The sequence below is a fragment of the Sulfolobales archaeon genome (assembly GCA_038881635.1).
In the GTDB taxonomy this organism is placed as follows: Archaea; Thermoproteota; Thermoprotei_A; order Sulfolobales; family AG1; genus WYEN01.
In genome coordinates this window covers 271,440-287,618 of record JAVZPJ010000001.1, presented here as the reverse complement: position 1 = coordinate 287,618, position 16,179 = coordinate 271,440, and the positions used below count along the sequence as shown (strand labels likewise).

Annotated in this window: 16 protein-coding genes and 1 pseudogene; 11 read left to right on the top strand and 6 right to left on the bottom strand. The window is 38.9% G+C overall.

Going from position 1 to position 16,179, the window contains the following annotated elements:
* Positions 1-112 precede the first annotated feature (112 nt).
* The 3 genes from QXS89_01525 to QXS89_01515 are packed head-to-tail and all read right to left on the bottom strand — an operon-like array spanning position 113 to position 3,069.
* Positions 113-751, bottom strand: coding sequence for a hypothetical protein (locus QXS89_01525; protein MEM3830864.1), 639 nt, complete (start codon positions 749-751; stop codon positions 113-115).
* Between the two features lie 17 nt (positions 752-768).
* A complete protein-coding gene (locus tag QXS89_01520; protein ID MEM3830863.1) occupies positions 769-1,431 on the bottom strand; it encodes an orotidine 5'-phosphate decarboxylase / HUMPS family protein in 663 nt (220 codons plus the stop codon).
* Between the two features lie 42 nt (positions 1,432-1,473).
* Positions 1,474-3,069 (bottom strand): CTP synthase, encoded by a 1,596-nt coding sequence (locus QXS89_01515; protein ID MEM3830862.1) that lies wholly within the window; start codon positions 3,067-3,069, stop codon positions 1,474-1,476.
* 138 nt (positions 3,070-3,207) lie between these two features.
* Between QXS89_01515 and QXS89_01510 the strand changes: the two genes are divergently transcribed.
* The 11 genes and pseudogenes from QXS89_01510 (at position 3,208) to QXS89_01460 (ending at position 13,224) form a co-directional block, all read left to right on the top strand.
* Positions 3,208-3,522 (top strand): V-type ATP synthase subunit F, encoded by a 315-nt coding sequence (locus QXS89_01510; protein ID MEM3830861.1) that lies wholly within the window; start codon positions 3,208-3,210, stop codon positions 3,520-3,522.
* Positions 3,523-3,527: 5 nt separating this feature from the next.
* Positions 3,528-4,157 (top strand): hypothetical protein, encoded by a 630-nt coding sequence (locus tag QXS89_01505; GenBank protein MEM3830860.1) that lies wholly within the window; start codon positions 3,528-3,530, stop codon positions 4,155-4,157.
* Positions 4,158-4,160: 3 nt separating this feature from the next.
* Positions 4,161-4,769, top strand: a pseudogene (locus tag QXS89_01500) (V-type ATP synthase subunit A).
* Between the two features lie 39 nt (positions 4,770-4,808).
* Positions 4,809-7,574, top strand: coding sequence for a V-type ATP synthase subunit A (locus QXS89_01495; protein MEM3830859.1), 2,766 nt, complete (start codon positions 4,809-4,811; stop codon positions 7,572-7,574).
* The gene (locus QXS89_01490; GenBank protein ID MEM3830858.1) at positions 7,571-8,974 is read left to right on the top strand and encodes a V-type ATP synthase subunit B; all 1,404 of its coding nucleotides are present in this window, start codon (positions 7,571-7,573) and stop codon (positions 8,972-8,974) included. The genes QXS89_01495 and QXS89_01490 overlap by 4 nt, the downstream gene beginning before the upstream one ends.
* Positions 8,975-8,981: 7 nt before the next feature.
* Positions 8,982-9,623 carry a V-type ATP synthase subunit D gene (locus QXS89_01485; protein ID MEM3830857.1) on the top strand — a complete coding sequence of 214 codons (642 nt, stop codon included), beginning with the start codon at positions 8,982-8,984 and terminating at the stop codon, positions 9,621-9,623.
* A 1-nt stretch (position 9,624) separates the two neighbouring features.
* Entirely contained in the window at positions 9,625-9,798 is a 174-nt protein-coding gene (locus QXS89_01480) for a hypothetical protein (GenBank protein MEM3830856.1), read from the top strand.
* An 8-nt stretch (positions 9,799-9,806) separates the two neighbouring features.
* Positions 9,807-10,178, top strand: a complete 372-nt coding sequence (locus QXS89_01475; protein MEM3830855.1) for a V-type ATP synthase subunit K — start codon at positions 9,807-9,809, stop codon at positions 10,176-10,178.
* Positions 10,179-10,259: 81 nt separating this feature from the next.
* Positions 10,260-11,714, top strand: coding sequence for a proline--tRNA ligase (proS, locus tag QXS89_01470; GenBank protein ID MEM3830854.1), 1,455 nt, complete (start codon positions 10,260-10,262; stop codon positions 11,712-11,714).
* A 27-nt stretch (positions 11,715-11,741) separates the two neighbouring features.
* Positions 11,742-12,479: an SDR family oxidoreductase gene (locus QXS89_01465; GenBank protein MEM3830853.1), complete on the top strand. Its 738-nt coding sequence runs from the start codon at positions 11,742-11,744 to the stop codon at positions 12,477-12,479.
* Positions 12,480-12,648: 169 nt separating this feature from the next.
* A complete protein-coding gene (locus QXS89_01460) occupies positions 12,649-13,224 on the top strand; it encodes a 30S ribosomal protein S3ae (protein ID MEM3830852.1) in 576 nt (191 codons plus the stop codon).
* A 6-nt stretch (positions 13,225-13,230) separates the two neighbouring features.
* Here QXS89_01460 and QXS89_01455 read toward each other — a convergent pair whose 3' ends face one another.
* The 3 genes from QXS89_01455 to QXS89_01445 all read right to left on the bottom strand — a co-directional run bounded on the left by QXS89_01455 (position 13,231) and on the right by QXS89_01445 (position 16,117).
* Positions 13,231-13,749: a class I SAM-dependent methyltransferase gene (locus tag QXS89_01455; protein MEM3830851.1), complete on the bottom strand. Its 519-nt coding sequence runs from the start codon at positions 13,747-13,749 to the stop codon at positions 13,231-13,233.
* A gap of 65 nt (positions 13,750-13,814) precedes the next feature.
* Positions 13,815-15,188: a rhomboid family intramembrane serine protease gene (locus tag QXS89_01450; protein MEM3830850.1), complete on the bottom strand. Its 1,374-nt coding sequence runs from the start codon at positions 15,186-15,188 to the stop codon at positions 13,815-13,817.
* Positions 15,189-15,202: 14 nt separating this feature from the next.
* Entirely contained in the window at positions 15,203-16,117 is a 915-nt protein-coding gene (locus tag QXS89_01445) for a Gfo/Idh/MocA family oxidoreductase (protein ID MEM3830849.1), read from the bottom strand.
* Positions 16,118-16,179 lie beyond the last annotated feature (62 nt).

Genomic DNA, 16,179 nt, shown 5'->3' with positions numbered 1-16,179 from the left:
ATTTGAAGAAAAACAGTCGAAAATTCACGCCTCGATGGCATTGAAGCTCTACTTATAATGAGGTATTTAAATACCCGTATAATACAGATTTATAACTATCAAGATCTAAGATCTAGATTCTATTAAGCATATTCCTCACTACTATAGAGAGATATATGCTTGAAAGTACTAGAAAACCATAGCTAACTAAGATTATATACTCCGCACCAGCTATATAGAGTATATAGAAGCCTGTAGACAGGAGTAGCCCTAGAATCAGATATGATGCCTGAGGATTCTTCTGAGAATATAATATAGGAGTTAAAAGGATTAAAGAGTATATTGATGATAGGAATATCAGGATAGCACTAGGGTAGACAGAAAGAATCAGAATCACTAGTGCGAGGATGGTTATGATGATGTTTGAATAAGAGACTCTCCTAACAAGATCTCTGTAGATCCCTAGTTTACTACTGAGAATCTCATTAACTTCTCTAGATAATATGTAGATTCTTTCAAAACCGCTCCACCTCTCGATTTGAAAGAGATCTCCTTCCAATTCTATGTAAGCTTTAGAGCATAAACTATGCATCTCTGCTATTCTACCCGAGATCTCCTCTAGTATTCTTTTTCTCAAGCCACTCACTATATTCTCGCGACATAAGGATTCTATGTCTACCACATCTAACTCTTCATATCTGAGGCATTTTCTCAGGTATATCTCTCGAATTTTGCTAGAAAGGTTCTCGCACACAGCTTCAATGCTATTCATGTTGCTTCATACCCTGGCTAGCCTTTGATAATCTTTACGGCCTCATCAATTCTCTCTCTCCAATTAACACTTTGAGTAATCCATCCTCCAATGATCACTATAGAAGCTCCTCTAGAGATTAAACCTCTTGCTTTGACAGGATCTAATCCTCCTGCAACAGCTACTCGCAATCCTTCTCTAGAGATCTTCTCAACCTCACTTCCGAGAATCTCTGCTGTAACTCCTCTCTTCCTCTGGATATCAACTCCCACGTGAAGTATTACCGTGTCTAGACCTAGTTCTTTCACTCTAAGAGCTCTCTCTACATACCTCTCCACATATATTAGATCACACCACACCTCTACGTTATAATCTCTTCCAGACTTAGCAGCCTCTGAGATAACTTCATCATATGCTACACCCATGATTGTGACGGCATCAGCACCCTCATCAGCTGCTAATCCTATCTCAAGTCTTGAGGTGTCAGCGATCTTCATATCTGCTAGTATGAAGCCATCATCGCCTATGGCTCTTCTAATCTCGCCTATGATTCCCGTGCCAAATCTCTTTATAGCTGGTGTTCCGATCTCAATGATATCAACACCTCTTCTATAGGCGTACAAAGCCATTTCAATGAGAAGATTTCTATCTATAAGATCTAAGGCTATTTGAATCTTCGGACTACCACTTCTTCCGAGCATTTAAACCCACTAATTGTTTTGACATCGTAGAAATATATAAGATTAGGTTATTCTAAAGATCTCTCTCACAAAACCTAGGAATAATGGTGAGGGGTTGAGAGGTCTGCTCTTGAACTCTGGATGTGCCTGGGTTCCTATGAAGAATCTATAGTCTTTCATCTCCATAAAATCTACATATCCTCTCTCATTATAGCCTGAAACCACGAACCCGTTCTTCTCAAGATGATCTAGATAGCGTGGGTTTATCTCATATCTATGTCTATGTCTTTCATATATGATCTCGGAGCCATATAACTCATACACCTTGCTACCTTTAACAAGTCTACTGAGGCTGGCACCAAGTCTCATAGTTCCTCCAAGTCTATCTATCCTCTTCTGCTCCTCAAGAAGATCTACTATTGGATGAGGTGTTGAAGGATCTATTTCCGTTGAGTTAGCTTTATCAAGGCCAGCCATGTTTCTGGCTATTTCAACAGCCATTAGCTGAAGCCCGAAGCATATACCTAGAGCTATACCTTCATTCTCTCTAATGATCTTCAGAGCTTTTATCTTACCTTCAGCACCTCTCCTACCGAATCCTGGGAGTATTAGGTATCCTGCTTTTTCATTGTATTCGAACTGGATCTTCCCACTCTCCAGATCTGTTGCCTCGATCCATTTGATATCTGGTTCTACCATATACTCTGCAGAAGCATGTTTTAAAGCCTCTATAATGCTTACATAGCTATCTCTGACCTTGGTATACTTACCTATCATGTAGATACTAATTTTCTTCTTAGGATTCTTAATTCTCTCTACGAAAGATATCCAGTCATCAAGTTGAGGTTCTCTATATTCTAGAGCTAGTTTCTCTGATATCTTTCTTAGAAATCCTTGTGAGTAGAGTATTAACGGTAGTTCGTATACTGTTGAGAGATCATAATCGTTAAAAATATAGTCTGGAGGTACATTTGTGAAGAGCGAGATCTTCTTTATAATACTCGTGTCTATAGGATACTCGCTTCTAACTATAATAACATCTGGTTGAATACCGATCCTTCTAAGCTCTTGAACAGAATGCTGAAGAGGTTTTGTCTTGACCTCTCCTACGACTCTATGATAAGGTGTTAGAGCTACATGTATATATAGAGTGTTTGAAACACCTTCATCTAGTCTCATCTGTCTAGCAGCTTCAAGGAATGGAAGTCCTTCTATATCTCCTACAGTACCACCTACTTCTATAACTACTATATCGCTTCCCTGACTCCTCCCGATCTCTCTGATCTTTTCTTTAATCTCGTTGGTCACGTGAGGTATTATCTGAACTGTCTCACCTAGATAGTCTCCTCGTCTTTCTTTCTCAATTATAGACTGATATATCTTGCCGGCTGTTATGTTATTATCTTTGGAAAGAGATCTTCCCAGGAATCTTTCGTAATGTCCTAGATCCAGATCTGTTTCACCACCATCCTCAGTTACGAAAACTTCTCCATGTGCATAGGGATTCATAGTTCCTGCATCAACGTTAAGATAAGGATCTATCTTCACAGCCGTAACATTATAACCCATTCTCGAGAGAAGATGAGATACCGAGGCTGTGAGAACACCCTTTCCAAGACTACTCAGAACACCGCCTGTGATGAATATATACTTACTCATATCATATCAACATGTTGGTATATATTTGATGAAAGCCTAATAAAGTTTAGGCCTGGATCTCTCATGCTTTATATGATTCTTAGTGATCTATAAGAATTTTAATCTGGACATACTAATAATACCGTGGAGTCTGAAGTTATGGAGAGAGGAAAAGTGCTAGTGATAGGAGATAGATATACTGTGAATATGTTTAATCTAATAGGTATTAAAGGTATTGTAGTCGATGATAGAGATCCTAAGAGAATTAGAGAGATCGTTCAAGCTTATATAGATTCAGGAGATTATGCTATAATATACATAACTAAGGATCTCGCAGATCTAATAAAAGATTATATTGAGAGGGTTTCTATGACCAAGAAATGGCCTATAATAACAGTGATCCCTAGTAGATGGAGTGAGACCGAGGAGTATGATGCATCAGCTGTTCTAAGAAAAGCATTAGGAATAGGGTGATCCTTGTGTCTAAATGGGAGTTGTATGGAGATCTTTCTAAAGTCATAGAGTACACCATCGATAAAGCTGTTAAGAGAATCGAAGAAAAATACGAAAGCTTAGAGAAAGATCTGAAGAAAATATTCACTGAAAGAATTAAAAGAATCTCATCAGATATAAGAAGAGATTTCGAGGAGAGATTGAGAAGCATAGAGTATGATATCGAGAGCAAGAGATCAAAACTTGAAATAGAGCTCAAAAATAATATTGGAGAGAGTAGAAGCAAAGCTATTGAGAGCCTCTATAGAAGAGCTAGAGAGGATATAATAAATCTTTTCAATCAGGACAAGAATCTATATAAAAAATTTCTAAGAATATACTTGGTAAGCGTTCTAAGAGAGTTTAGAGAGAAAGAGAGTATTATCATAGAAACAGATCCTGTAGGGGTTGAGCTGATCAGTGAAATACTTGGAGAGGAAAATCTGATAAAGAGATATAATATAGATGTGAAAGCTTCTAATGATATCAGAAAAGGTTTTAGAACTTATAGTGCTGGCAGAGAGATCGTATATAGATATGATATTGATACTCTCATAGACTCTGTAGAGCAAGAACTTAAAATAGTTATTAGCAAAACCCTTTTTGGAGCTGAGTAGCTTATGGAGAGGATCGGCAGAATTATAAGAGTTAGCGGTAGCTTGGTAGTTGCAGAAGGCATACCATCACCTCAGATGTATGAGGTTGCAGAAGTAGGCGAATCAAGATTAATTGGAGAGATCATAAGAATTAGTGGAGATAGATCTTATATACAGGTATACGAATCCACATCAGGACTCAGACCTGGAGATCCTGTATACGCTACAGGATCTCCTCTGTCTGTAGAGCTAGGTCCCGGTCTTATAGGTCAGATCTTTGACGGAGTTCAGAGACCTCTTTCAAGAATCATTGAAAAGACAGGATCTATTTTCGTGAAAAGAGGTGTGAAACTTCCTTCTCTACCTAGGGATGTCAAGTACAAGTTCATTCCTAAGGAGGATTTAAGGGTAGGAGAGTTTTTAGAACCCGGAGATGTAATAGGATACGTAGATGAGACACCCTTAATCAAGCATCCTATAATAATACCCCCTAATATGAGAGGTAGACTAATAGAGCTAAATCCCGAGGGCAGCTATAGCGTGGAGGAACCCATAGCCTTTCTAGAGAGGGATGGAGAAAAATATAGTGTCAGAATGCTCACAAGATGGCCTGCAAGAGTTTCGAGACCTTATAAAACTAAGTTAGATCCTGTACTACCTCTGATCACTGGCATGAGGATAATAGATACTCTATTTCCAATAGCAAAAGGAGGAACAGGAGCTATTCCAGGTGCTTTTGGAACCGGTAAATGCCTGCTTCCAGGAACTCCTGTGCTTCTGGGGAGTGGAAGACTTGTTCCTATAGAGAGAATATTTAAAAGGGTAAAGGGAGGAGATCCTGATACAAGTGTTGATGAAGAGATCTACGAGGTTTATCAGCAAGAGATCTCTGTGTATAGTTTTAATGGAAGAAATTTCGTTAGAATGCCTGTAAGTCACGTGTATAGAGGTAGAAGTGATAGAATTGTGAGAATTAGAACGGGTAGAGGAAGAGTATTCGAGGTTACCCCAGCTCATAAACTACTAGTATTCGATCCCGAGAAAGGCTTCGTAGAGGTTCCAGCTATAAGCATCAGAAAAGGTGATCTAATTACAGTGCCTCGGAAGATAACTCTAGAAACTAGGGCTAGCTTGAATCTCTACAAGTATATTCCAGAAGCTGTTGTGAGGGATCGTAAGATCGTGGAAGAGTTTTCTAGACTAGCTCAGAAGATTTCTAGAGAGAGAAATCTCACGCTAACTCAGATAGCACTAGAGATAGGTGTAGATCCTAGAAGATTCCTACTTATGGTGGAGGGATTTCTAAATCCCCCGCTACATGTTGTTGAGAAGGTATATAAGATGGCGAGATTGAAACCACCTCATCCTGAGAAAATCTCTCGTAAAGGCGATAGACATAATATCTCGATACCTAAAGAGATCGAGGGAGATTTTGCATACGTATTAGGCTTGATAGCTGCCGGTGGTATTATTAGAAGTATAGAGGGTAAGGATGTTTTAAGCATACAGCTACCTGCAGATCTATTGGATCAAAGATCTCTACTAGATCTCATAGATAGAGTATTCGATCCAAGACCTAGGAGTATAAGATGGATCAGTGCTAGTAAGCTTAAAGATCATTTAGGTAGGAGGATCATGATGATTAACATTAGTTCTAGAGTTCTCATAGATCTCATGAATAGAATAGGGATTACAGCTAATGAGATAAGTAAAAGAAAGATACCATCTATAATAATGAGATCCAGTGACAACGCTCTCGAATACTTCCTGGCAGGATACTTCAGAGTGCTAGGGTACTATAGGAATAGCAGGATCTATTTAATGAGCTTTTCTAAGACTTCTAGAGATAGACTCTCATATATTCTCACTAGGATAGGTATAGGTTATAGATTCGAGGAGATAATTCAAGATCCTGAGAAAAAGATCTATCTTATAGTAATTGAGAAACCATATGATCTAATACTCTTCTCTGAAAAGATTCTTTCGAAAGATCCTCTTAGTAGAGGAGTTTTATCGTATGACAAATATGTAGGAATCCTAAGATCAGAAATTGAAGAATTTAAAAACGAGATCACCAGAAAAATACCTCTTAAATATCTTTCCATACCCGAGGAAGTATTCCTAAGAATAACAGAGAGATCAGATAATATAGCTACGTATGTTGCGTCTGCAAACGAAGGAGAGCAGGTTCTCTTGCTTAAGAGAGTTTTAAAAGAGGAATCTAAAGAGATCGAGAATCTCGCCGAAGTATTCAAGGTGGTTGACGTAGATCCTGTGGTTGATATAGAGATTATAGAAGGTGATTGGATTGTATATGACATAACAGTGCCAGGAACACATAATTTCGTAGGAGGATTCATGCCATCAATATATCATAATACCGTGACACTTCATAGCCTAGCTATGTGGAGTGATGCAAGAGTTGTTATCTATATAGGATGTGGAGAGAGAGGTAATGAGATGACTGAGGTACTTGAAAGATTCCCGCAAACAAAAGATCCATGGACAGGAAGACCTCTTATGGAGAGAACAATCCTCATAGCAAACACGAGCAACATGCCTGTATCAGCTCGTGAAGCTAGCATATATGTTGGCGTGACCATAGGAGAGTACTATAGAGATCTAGGATACGATGTTCTTCTAGTAGCAGATTCGACTAGTAGATGGGCTGAGGCATTGAGAGAGATCTCTGGAAGATTAGAAGAAATGCCCGCGGAAGAAGGCTATCCAAGCTATCTGCAGAGTAGGATTGCAGAGTTCTACGAGAGAGCTGGGAGAGTGATAGCTCTTGGAAGACCTGAGAGAACGGGTTCTGTAACAATAATAGGTGCTGTATCTCCACCTGGTGGAGATTTTACAGAGCCTGTGACAACCCATACAAGAAGATTTATAAGGGTTTTCTGGGCTTTAGATGCTTCTCTAGCATACTCAAGACATTATCCAGCTATTAACTGGATCACAAGCTATTCGGCATACACGGATCTTGTCAGCGAATGGTGGGCTAAAGAGGTAGATCCTTCATGGAGATCTATTAGAGATCAGATTATGAATATCTTGCTAAGAGAGAATGAGTTACGCGAGGTCATAAGACTAGTAGGTTCTGAGAATCTTCCTGAATCAGATAAGCTTATAGTTGAGGTTGCTAGAATGATTAAAGATGGTTTTCTAAGGCAAAACGCATACGATCCTATAGATGCTTTCTCCAGCCCTGCTAAACAATTTAAACTTATGAAGCTCCTCATAGTATTCTACGAGAACGCGAAAGCTCTTGTAGAATCGGGCTATAGTGTGAGATCTATAAAGGATAAGATTCAGAGTATTATTACTGAGATGGTGAAGGCTAGATTCACCGTAGAAAATGAGAGACTTGACAAGCTAGACGAACTAGAGAGAAGACTTTTGAAAGCATTTGAAGAATTGAGAGGTGCATCTAGATGACACATGTGCTGAGAGAATATGAGACTATAAGAGAGATAAGAGGACCCCTACTAATAGTAGAGAAAACAACAGATGTAGCATACGATGAGTTAGTCTCTATAGAGCTGCCTAATGGCGAGAAACGCAGTGGAAGAGTTCTAGAAGTTGGTTTAGGATACGCCGTTATCCAGGTTTTCGAAGGTACTATGGGGATCAGTCCTAGAGGTACTAGAGTTAGATTTCTAGGAAAAACAATGGAGATGCCTGTCTCTGAAGAAATGCTTGGAAGAATCTTCGATGGATTAGGCAGACCTATTGATGGAGGTCCTGAGATTATAGCTGAGGATAGAAGAGATGTAAACGGTGAACCTTTAAATCCATCTGCGAGAGCTTATCCAGAAGACTTCATACAAACAGGAGTATCAGCAATAGACGGTATGAATACGTTGGTGAGAGGTCAGAAGCTTCCTATATTTAGTGGAGGAGGGCTTCCTCATAACACTCTAGCAGCACAGATAGCTAGACAGGCTACTGTGAGAAGAGAGGGAGAAGAATTCGCAGTAGTATTCGCTGCTATAGGTGTTAAATATGATGAAGCTCTCTTCTTTAGGAGGTTCTTCGAAGAGACAGGCGCCATTAAGAAGACTGCTATGTTTATCAATCTAGCCAATGAGCCTGCGATGATAAGACTTATAACGCCTAGAGTAGCTCTCACGCTGGCTGAGTATCTAGCCTTCGAAAGAGATATGCACGTGCTAGTCATATTAAATGATATGAGCAACTATTGTGAATCTCTTCGAGAGATAAGCTCTGCGAGAGAGGAGGTTCCAGGTAGGCAAGGCTACCCAGGTTATATGTACTCAGATCTTGCATCTATATATGAGAGAGCTGGAAGAGTTCACGGTAAGAAAGGATCTATAACTCAGATGCCTATACTTACAATGCCTGCCGACGACATCACACACCCCATCCCAGATCTTACAGGTTATATAACTGAAGGTCAGATCGTGCTTGATAGAGGACTTTACAACAGAGGTATATACCCGCCTATAAATGTTCTCATGAGTCTATCAAGACTTATGAAAGAAGGTATAGGTCCTGGGAAGACTAGAGAAGATCATTCGGAAGTTAAGGATCAACTATATGCAGCTTATGCAAGAGCTCAGGAGCTGAGAAGTCTTGTTGTTATAGTTGGCGAGGAGAGCTTGAGCGAGACTGATAGAAGGTATCTAAGATTTGCAGAAGCTTTCGAAAGAAGATTTCTCTCACAAGGTTTCTACGAGAATAGAAGTATTGAGGAAACTCTAGACATAGCATGGGATGTTCTCTCTATACTTCCTGAATCTGAGCTCACTAATATTAAAGAAAGCAATATAAAGAAGTATCATCCTAAGTATAGAACCAACACTTTTTCGAGTTGAAGAGAGAATGGCTGTAGACCCTAGACAAACACTTCCTACGAAGATAAATCTAATCACTTTAAGACGAAGTCTTTCTATAATTAACAGAGTGAGAAAGATCCTTGAGGATAAGAGAGAAGTTCTACTTCTCAATATAAGAGTTTCCATAGAGAGATATACAGAACTTAGGAAGAAGGTTTTCAACGAACTCTCATTACTCTATGAGCAGTACTTCCTAACCATGGCTGAAACAGGATTCATGACCTTAAATTCTATCGGAGAGAGTACTCCAAAGAGCTTCAGCTTGGTGGTGGGGGAGAGAGTAGCATTTGGTATAAGACTTCCTATAATTGAGGTTGAGGAGAAGAGTATTCCAGAGACTTATCCTAGTTTTCTTTTTGCAACCCCTAATATAGATCTTCTCTCTAAAAAACTTAGAAGCATGATCATAGATCTAGTGAAATTAAGTGAGCTGGAGGCATCTATAAATAGATTGATCCAAGAGCTTAGAAACACACAGAAACTTATAAATTCTCTAGATTACTATATAATCCCAACATATCAGAGTATAATAAAGAAGATCAGACTAGCATTAGAAGAAAGATCTCGAGAAGAATTTATAAGGCTTAAGATTATGAAATCAAAAATGCTTACAAGGAGTGGGAGATAATTTGTTCAGAGATCTTATTGAATCTTTTGAGAGAAAAAGAGAAGAATACGAGAGAAGATACATTGAAGAGCTGATCAAGATCATAGATAAGTATAGAAAGAAAAGAGTAGAGAATCTAAGAGAATACAGAGAGAGAGCTTTAAAAGAGATAAAAGACATATATAGTGGAAGGTGAATAAGTAATTGGCTTTAAAAGCTCAGACTAGAATGCAGTTTGATGCTGTGACGGCAAGCCTAATATTCGCAGCACTCATAATAGTATTCATAGGCATAATAATATCCTCACTCATGATCTCAGGAGGAGGAGTAGCATTTCAAGCAGCAGCACCCTCAGGAATAGATAGATTAGGTAAGTTCATTGGAGCAGGACTTGCAATAGGATTAGCTGCTATTGGAGCAGGACTTGCAATAGGAATCGCTGGCGCTTCTGGTTTCTCGGCAATGGCTGAAAAGCCGGAGCTGTTTGGAAGGGTATTTCTTATAATAGTTCTAGCAGAGGGACTAGGAATTTATGGGCTTATAGTATCTATCCTACTAATACTCTTAGGAGGCTAGCGAATCTTACATCCTCTACGAGTTTTTCTGATTTCTTTTCTTTTTTAGCTCTAGCATTCTAACTCATTTGTGGGGGTTACAATAGAGAAGCCTCCTACAAAGTATGGAGATCACTTTAGTGAGTGGTTTGACTGGGTTCTAGATGCGGCTGAGGTGTATGATTATGGAAGATATCCTATAAAGGGGATGGGTGTTTGGAGGCCTTATGGTTTTAAGATCAGAGAATTAGTATTGAAGCTTCTCAGAGATCTTCTTAACTCAACAGGACATGAGGAGGTTCTTTTCCCTCTACTGATCACAGAAGATATGATGAAGAAAGAGAGCGAGCATATAAGAGGATTCGAAGACCAAGTCTACTGGGTTACCCATGGAGGTATGGAGCCTCTTGATGTAAAACTAGCTTTAAGACCTACTAGTGAGATTCCTATAACATATATGGAGTCTCTATGGTATCATAGCTATAGAGATCTTCCTAAGAAACTCTATCAAATAGTCAGTATGTTCAGATACGAGACCAAAGCTACAAGACCTATGATCAGATTAAGGGAGGTGACAACATTTAAAGAAGCTCATACACTTCATGAGAGTTTTGAAGATGCTGATAGACAGGTTGCAGAGGCTATAGAGATCTATAAAAGATTTTTTGATGAGCTAGGCATACCCTATGTGATCTCTAAGAGACCTGAATGGGATAAGTTTGCCGGAGCTATATATACGATAGCATTCGACACTTTAATGCCTGATGGAAGAGCTCTCCAGATAGGCACGGTACATCATCTAGGCCAGACATTCACTAGAGTTTTCGAGGTCAGGATACATCTCAGGGATGGCTCTATGGACTATGGATGGCAGACTAGTTATGGTGTCTCAGATAGAGTTGTAGCATCTCTGATAGCAATCCACGGAGATGAGAGAGGTCTCATACTACCTCCTGATTTCGCACCTATACAGGTTATAATAATACCCATACCCTCAACCTCTAGCGAGAGTGAGACGGATCTGGTATGGAATCATGCGAAATCAATCGAGGAAGAGCTTAGAGAGAACGGTATAAGAGCTTTGGCAGATCTTGATAGAGAGAGTAAACCTTTTGAGAAGTTCTATAAATACGAGATAAAAGGCGTTCCCGTGAGAATAGAGATCGGGCCTAGAGAGATTAAAAGTGAAACCGTCACAATACTCAGAAGAGATCTTATGAAGCGTGAGACTATTAGAAGAGATGAGATCCTGAAAAGAATTAGAGAAGTCTTCGGAGAAATGAAGGAAGAGATGAAAAGGAGATCTTGGAGTGAGTTTAGGTCTAGAGTGAGAAGAGCAAATAATATGGAGGATGTCGAAAAGATCTTGAAGGAAGATGGAGGAATCATAGAGGTTCCTTGGTGCGGCTCCAATTCTTGCGGTCATAAACTCTCTGAAACATGGCATGGCGTAGATCTTCTCGGAACTCCTTTGGAAGAAGTTGATGTAGGAGATCTTAAGTGTATTATATGCGGTAGGCCTGCGAGAACTATAGCTAGGCTGGCTAGAAAGTATTAGAATTCAAACCCATAGAAGGTGTTTTTCTTGGGCTCTCTACGAGTGCTTTTAACAGGAGCCACAGGATTTCTAGGTTCTCATCTCTTATTAGAAGGCATTAGAAGAGGTCATAAAATTATTGCAGTAGTTAGATCTTTTAAATCTCTAGATAAACTAGATCCTGAGAAAAGAAGATCTATCGAAGATTTGAAAGATAAGGTATGTTATGTAGAACAAGATCTGATTAGAGATAAAAATGTGAGTAGGCTTATTGAGAACGCATACAATTGTTTTAAAGGTATTGATGCTGTGATAAATAGTGCTGCTATGTGGGATGACACGAATCCTCGTATTATAACCTATGAGAGATGGATTGAAGTGTTAACTCTCAATCTTATAATACCATATCAAATAGCTATCGAAGCTTCAAAGTATATGAGAGATGGTGTTATAGTTAACATATCATGCCTCTCATCTTTGAGAGGTCATAAAATATATGATCCTTTGAAACCTTCACCAGCTTATATAGCCTCGAAAACCGCTTTAAACGCTGTAACTAGATACCTCGCAGAAATACTTGCCGAGAAAGATATTATAGTAGTCGGAGTGGCACCTTCATGGATCGAGAAGCCTGAGATAGAGAGATATAGAAGAGAGTTAGAGAGAAAACTGCCTTTGAAACGAGCTGCTAAACCTGAGGAGGTTTCTAAGGTAGTTTACTATCTTATCGAGGAGAAGAACCCATATCTCTCCGGAGCTATCATAGAGATACCTGGAGCTCTCTAGATAATGAAATAGATCTTATCTACTCTCACCGTTTCTCATCAAATGATTATTCACAGGTTTTCAAGTTCTTTTATGTTTAGCCTTCCAGCTTTAATCCTCAAACTAATAAGATCTGTAGATTGTAATGCTTAATAGTCTCCAGAGATATCACTCTAATAGTGTGTAAATAATGCCTGCGCCACGTGTATCTGGTCGTGAAAAGTGGAAGTATAAGAAGTGGTTCACAGTATTATCACCATCTATACTCGGCGAGATACCTGTAGCAACAATACCTGCCGATGATTCTTCGAAGATTTTAAATAGAAGTATCGAGGTCACATTATACGATCTAACAGGCGATGTGTCACAGCTTCACATGAGATTTATTTTGAAAATCATAGGAGTAGAAGATAGCACCGCCAGAACCGCTTTTAGAGAAGTCTACCTCTCTAGAGATTATCTGAGAAGTCTTACAAAGAGGAAAAGTAGTAAGATCTCTCTCATAGCAAATCTTGAGACAAAAGACGGTTCTAAGCTGAGAATTTCTGCGGTGGCTTTCACAACATATACGTGCAAAACATCTCAGAAGAAACTTATTAGAAGAAATATGTATAATGTGATTTCAGAGATCTCTAAGCAGTCAACTCTTGATGAAATTATTAAAGACGTGATCTCAGGAAAGATTCAGTCTCAACTATTCGAAGTAGCTAAAAAAATATATCCTGTTAGAAAAGTTGAAATAGCTAAAATAAAGATTCTTTCTTGAAAGATTCTATCTATCACTATAACCTATTATATATAAGTAGTAGACCCCAGATCTAGCTGGCGATGATACTCTAAGAACTTTAGATTCTTTCCAACCTGATATTACAAAGTCGAGACTGATAACCCTAGCACCTTTCTTCAGTTCTTTGGCTAGTTTAGGCTTCAACATTTCATTAACACTTGTAAGAAGATACATATAGACAACAGATGCGTCTGATAGATCTACATTCATGAAATCATCTTGAATGAATCTGATCATATGATCAACACCATGCTTTCTAGCATTCTCCATAGCTCTTGCAATCAGATCTGGATTAAGCTCTACACATACAGCCTTAGCACCTCTCTTCGCAGCAGCTATGACTATTCTACCATCTCCGCAACCTAGATCATATACTACATCGCCTGGACCAACCTGGGCAAGATCTAGAGCCTGTTCTATGAATTCCTCTCTTGTAGGAACCCAGGGAACCTTGATACCACTATAGTAGGAGGACAATGCCGTCACCCAATCCTCTTCACTCATATACCCTCTAATAAACTTGGTTCTAAAATTGCTTTTATACATGTAATCTAGTTTCTTATAAAGACTCACATGAGAGAGATTTTTAAATCATACCTCTTTAGAAGTATTATCAACACCGTCAATGAAACTATAAGTGATATAAGTATGGGTATGGTGAAAAGCTCTCTAACTCCTTCTACACCTATTCTTCTTAGATCAAAATAATTATATTTCCATACACCACCTATCGTACAAAAACCGCCGGCTGTGCAGCTGAGAAGCTCTGTTGTAGCATTTCCATAACCATATACTATAACACCGCTACTATCATAGGATGCTAGAGGCATGTATAGATCTAGAAATACTGGAGGTGCTTTTAAACCTTCTATTACTACTCTCTGGTTTTGAAGCTGTATAGAGCCATTGAAATCAGCGAGCGAGTTATTAACTATGTATCCTGCCGAGTAGAGTCTGTTGAATAAAACTCTAATTATGTCATCAGCTATCGGTGCTATCACATAGCTTGGAGATGCATTCTTCCTTACTATAATCACTATTGCCTCAGACTCGTAAGTACCTCCAGATACTGTTAGAGATGCTTTAACGCTTATAGCGTATACAGCATAATCCTTTGTTGAATCGTATGCAGAATATAGAAGACCGCTGATCACCACTATAATCATTATAATCATTATAGATCTCGAGAATCTCCCCAGACCTCTTCTAATAAGTCCATACCCCTTATCTACGGAGAATCTCACGTAGTCAAAGTCTATCCTTTCTGGAAGTAAAGTCAAGTTCTTCTCAGCAAGATCTCTTCCTAAGAGATATAACATCATCATACCTGCTAGAAATCCTCCTACATGAGCGAAGAAAGCTACAGAACCTGCTTGAAGATATGCTGAGACTATTTGGAGAATAAACCAGAATATTATAAAGAAGGATGACGACGTGACACCACATAGAGGGAATACTATAATAGGTATGCATAGCACTAGTCTAGCTCCGGGATATAAAAGTAAGAATGCTCCTAGAACTCCGCTGATAGCTCCCGAAGCTCCGATCGCTGGTATTCCTAGGTTTTCCATACCTTCGACAGGAATCATAGAAGTGTGAGTCATTGAGGCCACGAATCCCGAGATCATGTAGAGCAATAGATATCTAAAAGGTCCTAGGAAATTCTCTACATCTCTTCCAAATATGAAGAGGAAATACATGTTAAAGAATATATGAAGGATATTTGCATGAAGAAACATTGACGTGAGAATCCTGATCCATCCATCCAAAGAGCTCAGATATCCCGGGATAAAGCCGTAATCCCATATAATTCTGGTATCCGCTGTAATGAAGTAGCTTTTGTATGATGTGATCATGTATATTACTGTATTAACTGCTATGAGAAGATATGTGATATAAGCATGTTTTCTCCGCGGTATCCGAACTTCTCCTGGTATCATCATGATAATACCCACAACTATTTACTACCTATTCTTAATATTCTTTCAACAATCTCATGAACTCTTTCAGCATCTCGCAGAGTCGGAGCCTCGGAATCTCTTCCTAAAACTCTTTCTGCGAATGCTTTCAGCTCAGCTATTAAGGGTTCTTCCTCTGCTATAATCTTGTTATATTTTGAAATTCCCTCTCTGAAGACCTCTCTGACCTCAGATGTAACCAGATCTCCTTCGTAAAAGCTTCTATCATCAAAATTAATAATAAGCTTTCTAATCTTCATGAGAGGCAGAGGATCTGAGTGAAGTACTGCAAACCCTCCTTCATACTTCATGTACGCTGTATACGCTAGATCATTATTGATCTTTGTTATCTCTGCATTAATAACATCTATATCTTTCTCGAGCAAGAAGAAGAGTATATCTATATCGTGAACTCCTAGATCCAGTAGTATATGTGTTCTTATATACCTCTCAGCTCTTCTCCCAGATCTTTGTATACTTATATAAGTTGGAGAACCTCTCTCCTTGATAAGTTCTCTGAAATATCTCACTACAGGATCAAATCTAGAGATGAATCCCGGTACAGCTACTAATCCATAATTCTCGCATTTAATTCTTAGATCTCTAACCTCTCTCAGGTTTACTCCAACAGGTTTTTCGATAAAAAGATTCTTTTTTCTCTCGATAACTTTCAAAGCTACTGGATAAAGTTGATCTGCTGGCACAGCAATTAGAATAGCATCTAGGTCTCCTTCCTCTATAAATCTCTCTAGATCTCTATATGCTTTCACACCGTACATACGAGCTAGTTCTAAAGCCCTCCCATAGTCTATATCATAGACTCTATCAAGATGTAGTATCTTGGAATCTATACTTGCTCTTGCAATATTCCTGCCCCAATATCCTGCTCCGATCAATCCTACTCTTATACTCAATAGCCTCCCTGCTAACGATATATATTAATATTTTTAAGATTAATCATGTGGAATCTTATGTT

Bases quoted from the DNA above. Each gene is read 5' to 3' on its own strand.
- QXS89_01495 (MEM3830859.1), top strand. From the start codon at position 4,809: ATGAGGATAATAGATACTCTATTTCCAATAGCAAAAGGAGGAACAGGA.
- QXS89_01450 (MEM3830850.1), bottom strand. From the start codon at position 15,188: ATGATGATACCAGGAGAAGTTCGGATACCGCGGAGAAAACATGCTTAT.
- QXS89_01490 (MEM3830858.1), top strand. From the start codon at position 7,571: ATGACACATGTGCTGAGAGAATATGAGACTATAAGAGAGATAAGAGGA.
- QXS89_01520 (MEM3830863.1), bottom strand. From the start codon at position 1,431: ATGCTCGGAAGAAGTGGTAGTCCGAAGATTCAAATAGCCTTAGATCTT.
- QXS89_01515 (MEM3830862.1), bottom strand. From the start codon at position 3,069: ATGAGTAAGTATATATTCATCACAGGCGGTGTTCTGAGTAGTCTTGGA.
- QXS89_01510 (MEM3830861.1), top strand. From the start codon at position 3,208: ATGGAGAGAGGAAAAGTGCTAGTGATAGGAGATAGATATACTGTGAAT.
- QXS89_01460 (MEM3830852.1), top strand. From the start codon at position 12,649: ATGCCTGCGCCACGTGTATCTGGTCGTGAAAAGTGGAAGTATAAGAAG.
- QXS89_01455 (MEM3830851.1), bottom strand. From the start codon at position 13,749: ATGAGTGAAGAGGATTGGGTGACGGCATTGTCCTCCTACTATAGTGGT.
- QXS89_01485 (MEM3830857.1), top strand. From the start codon at position 8,982: ATGGCTGTAGACCCTAGACAAACACTTCCTACGAAGATAAATCTAATC.
- QXS89_01525 (MEM3830864.1), bottom strand. From the start codon at position 751: ATGAATAGCATTGAAGCTGTGTGCGAGAACCTTTCTAGCAAAATTCGA.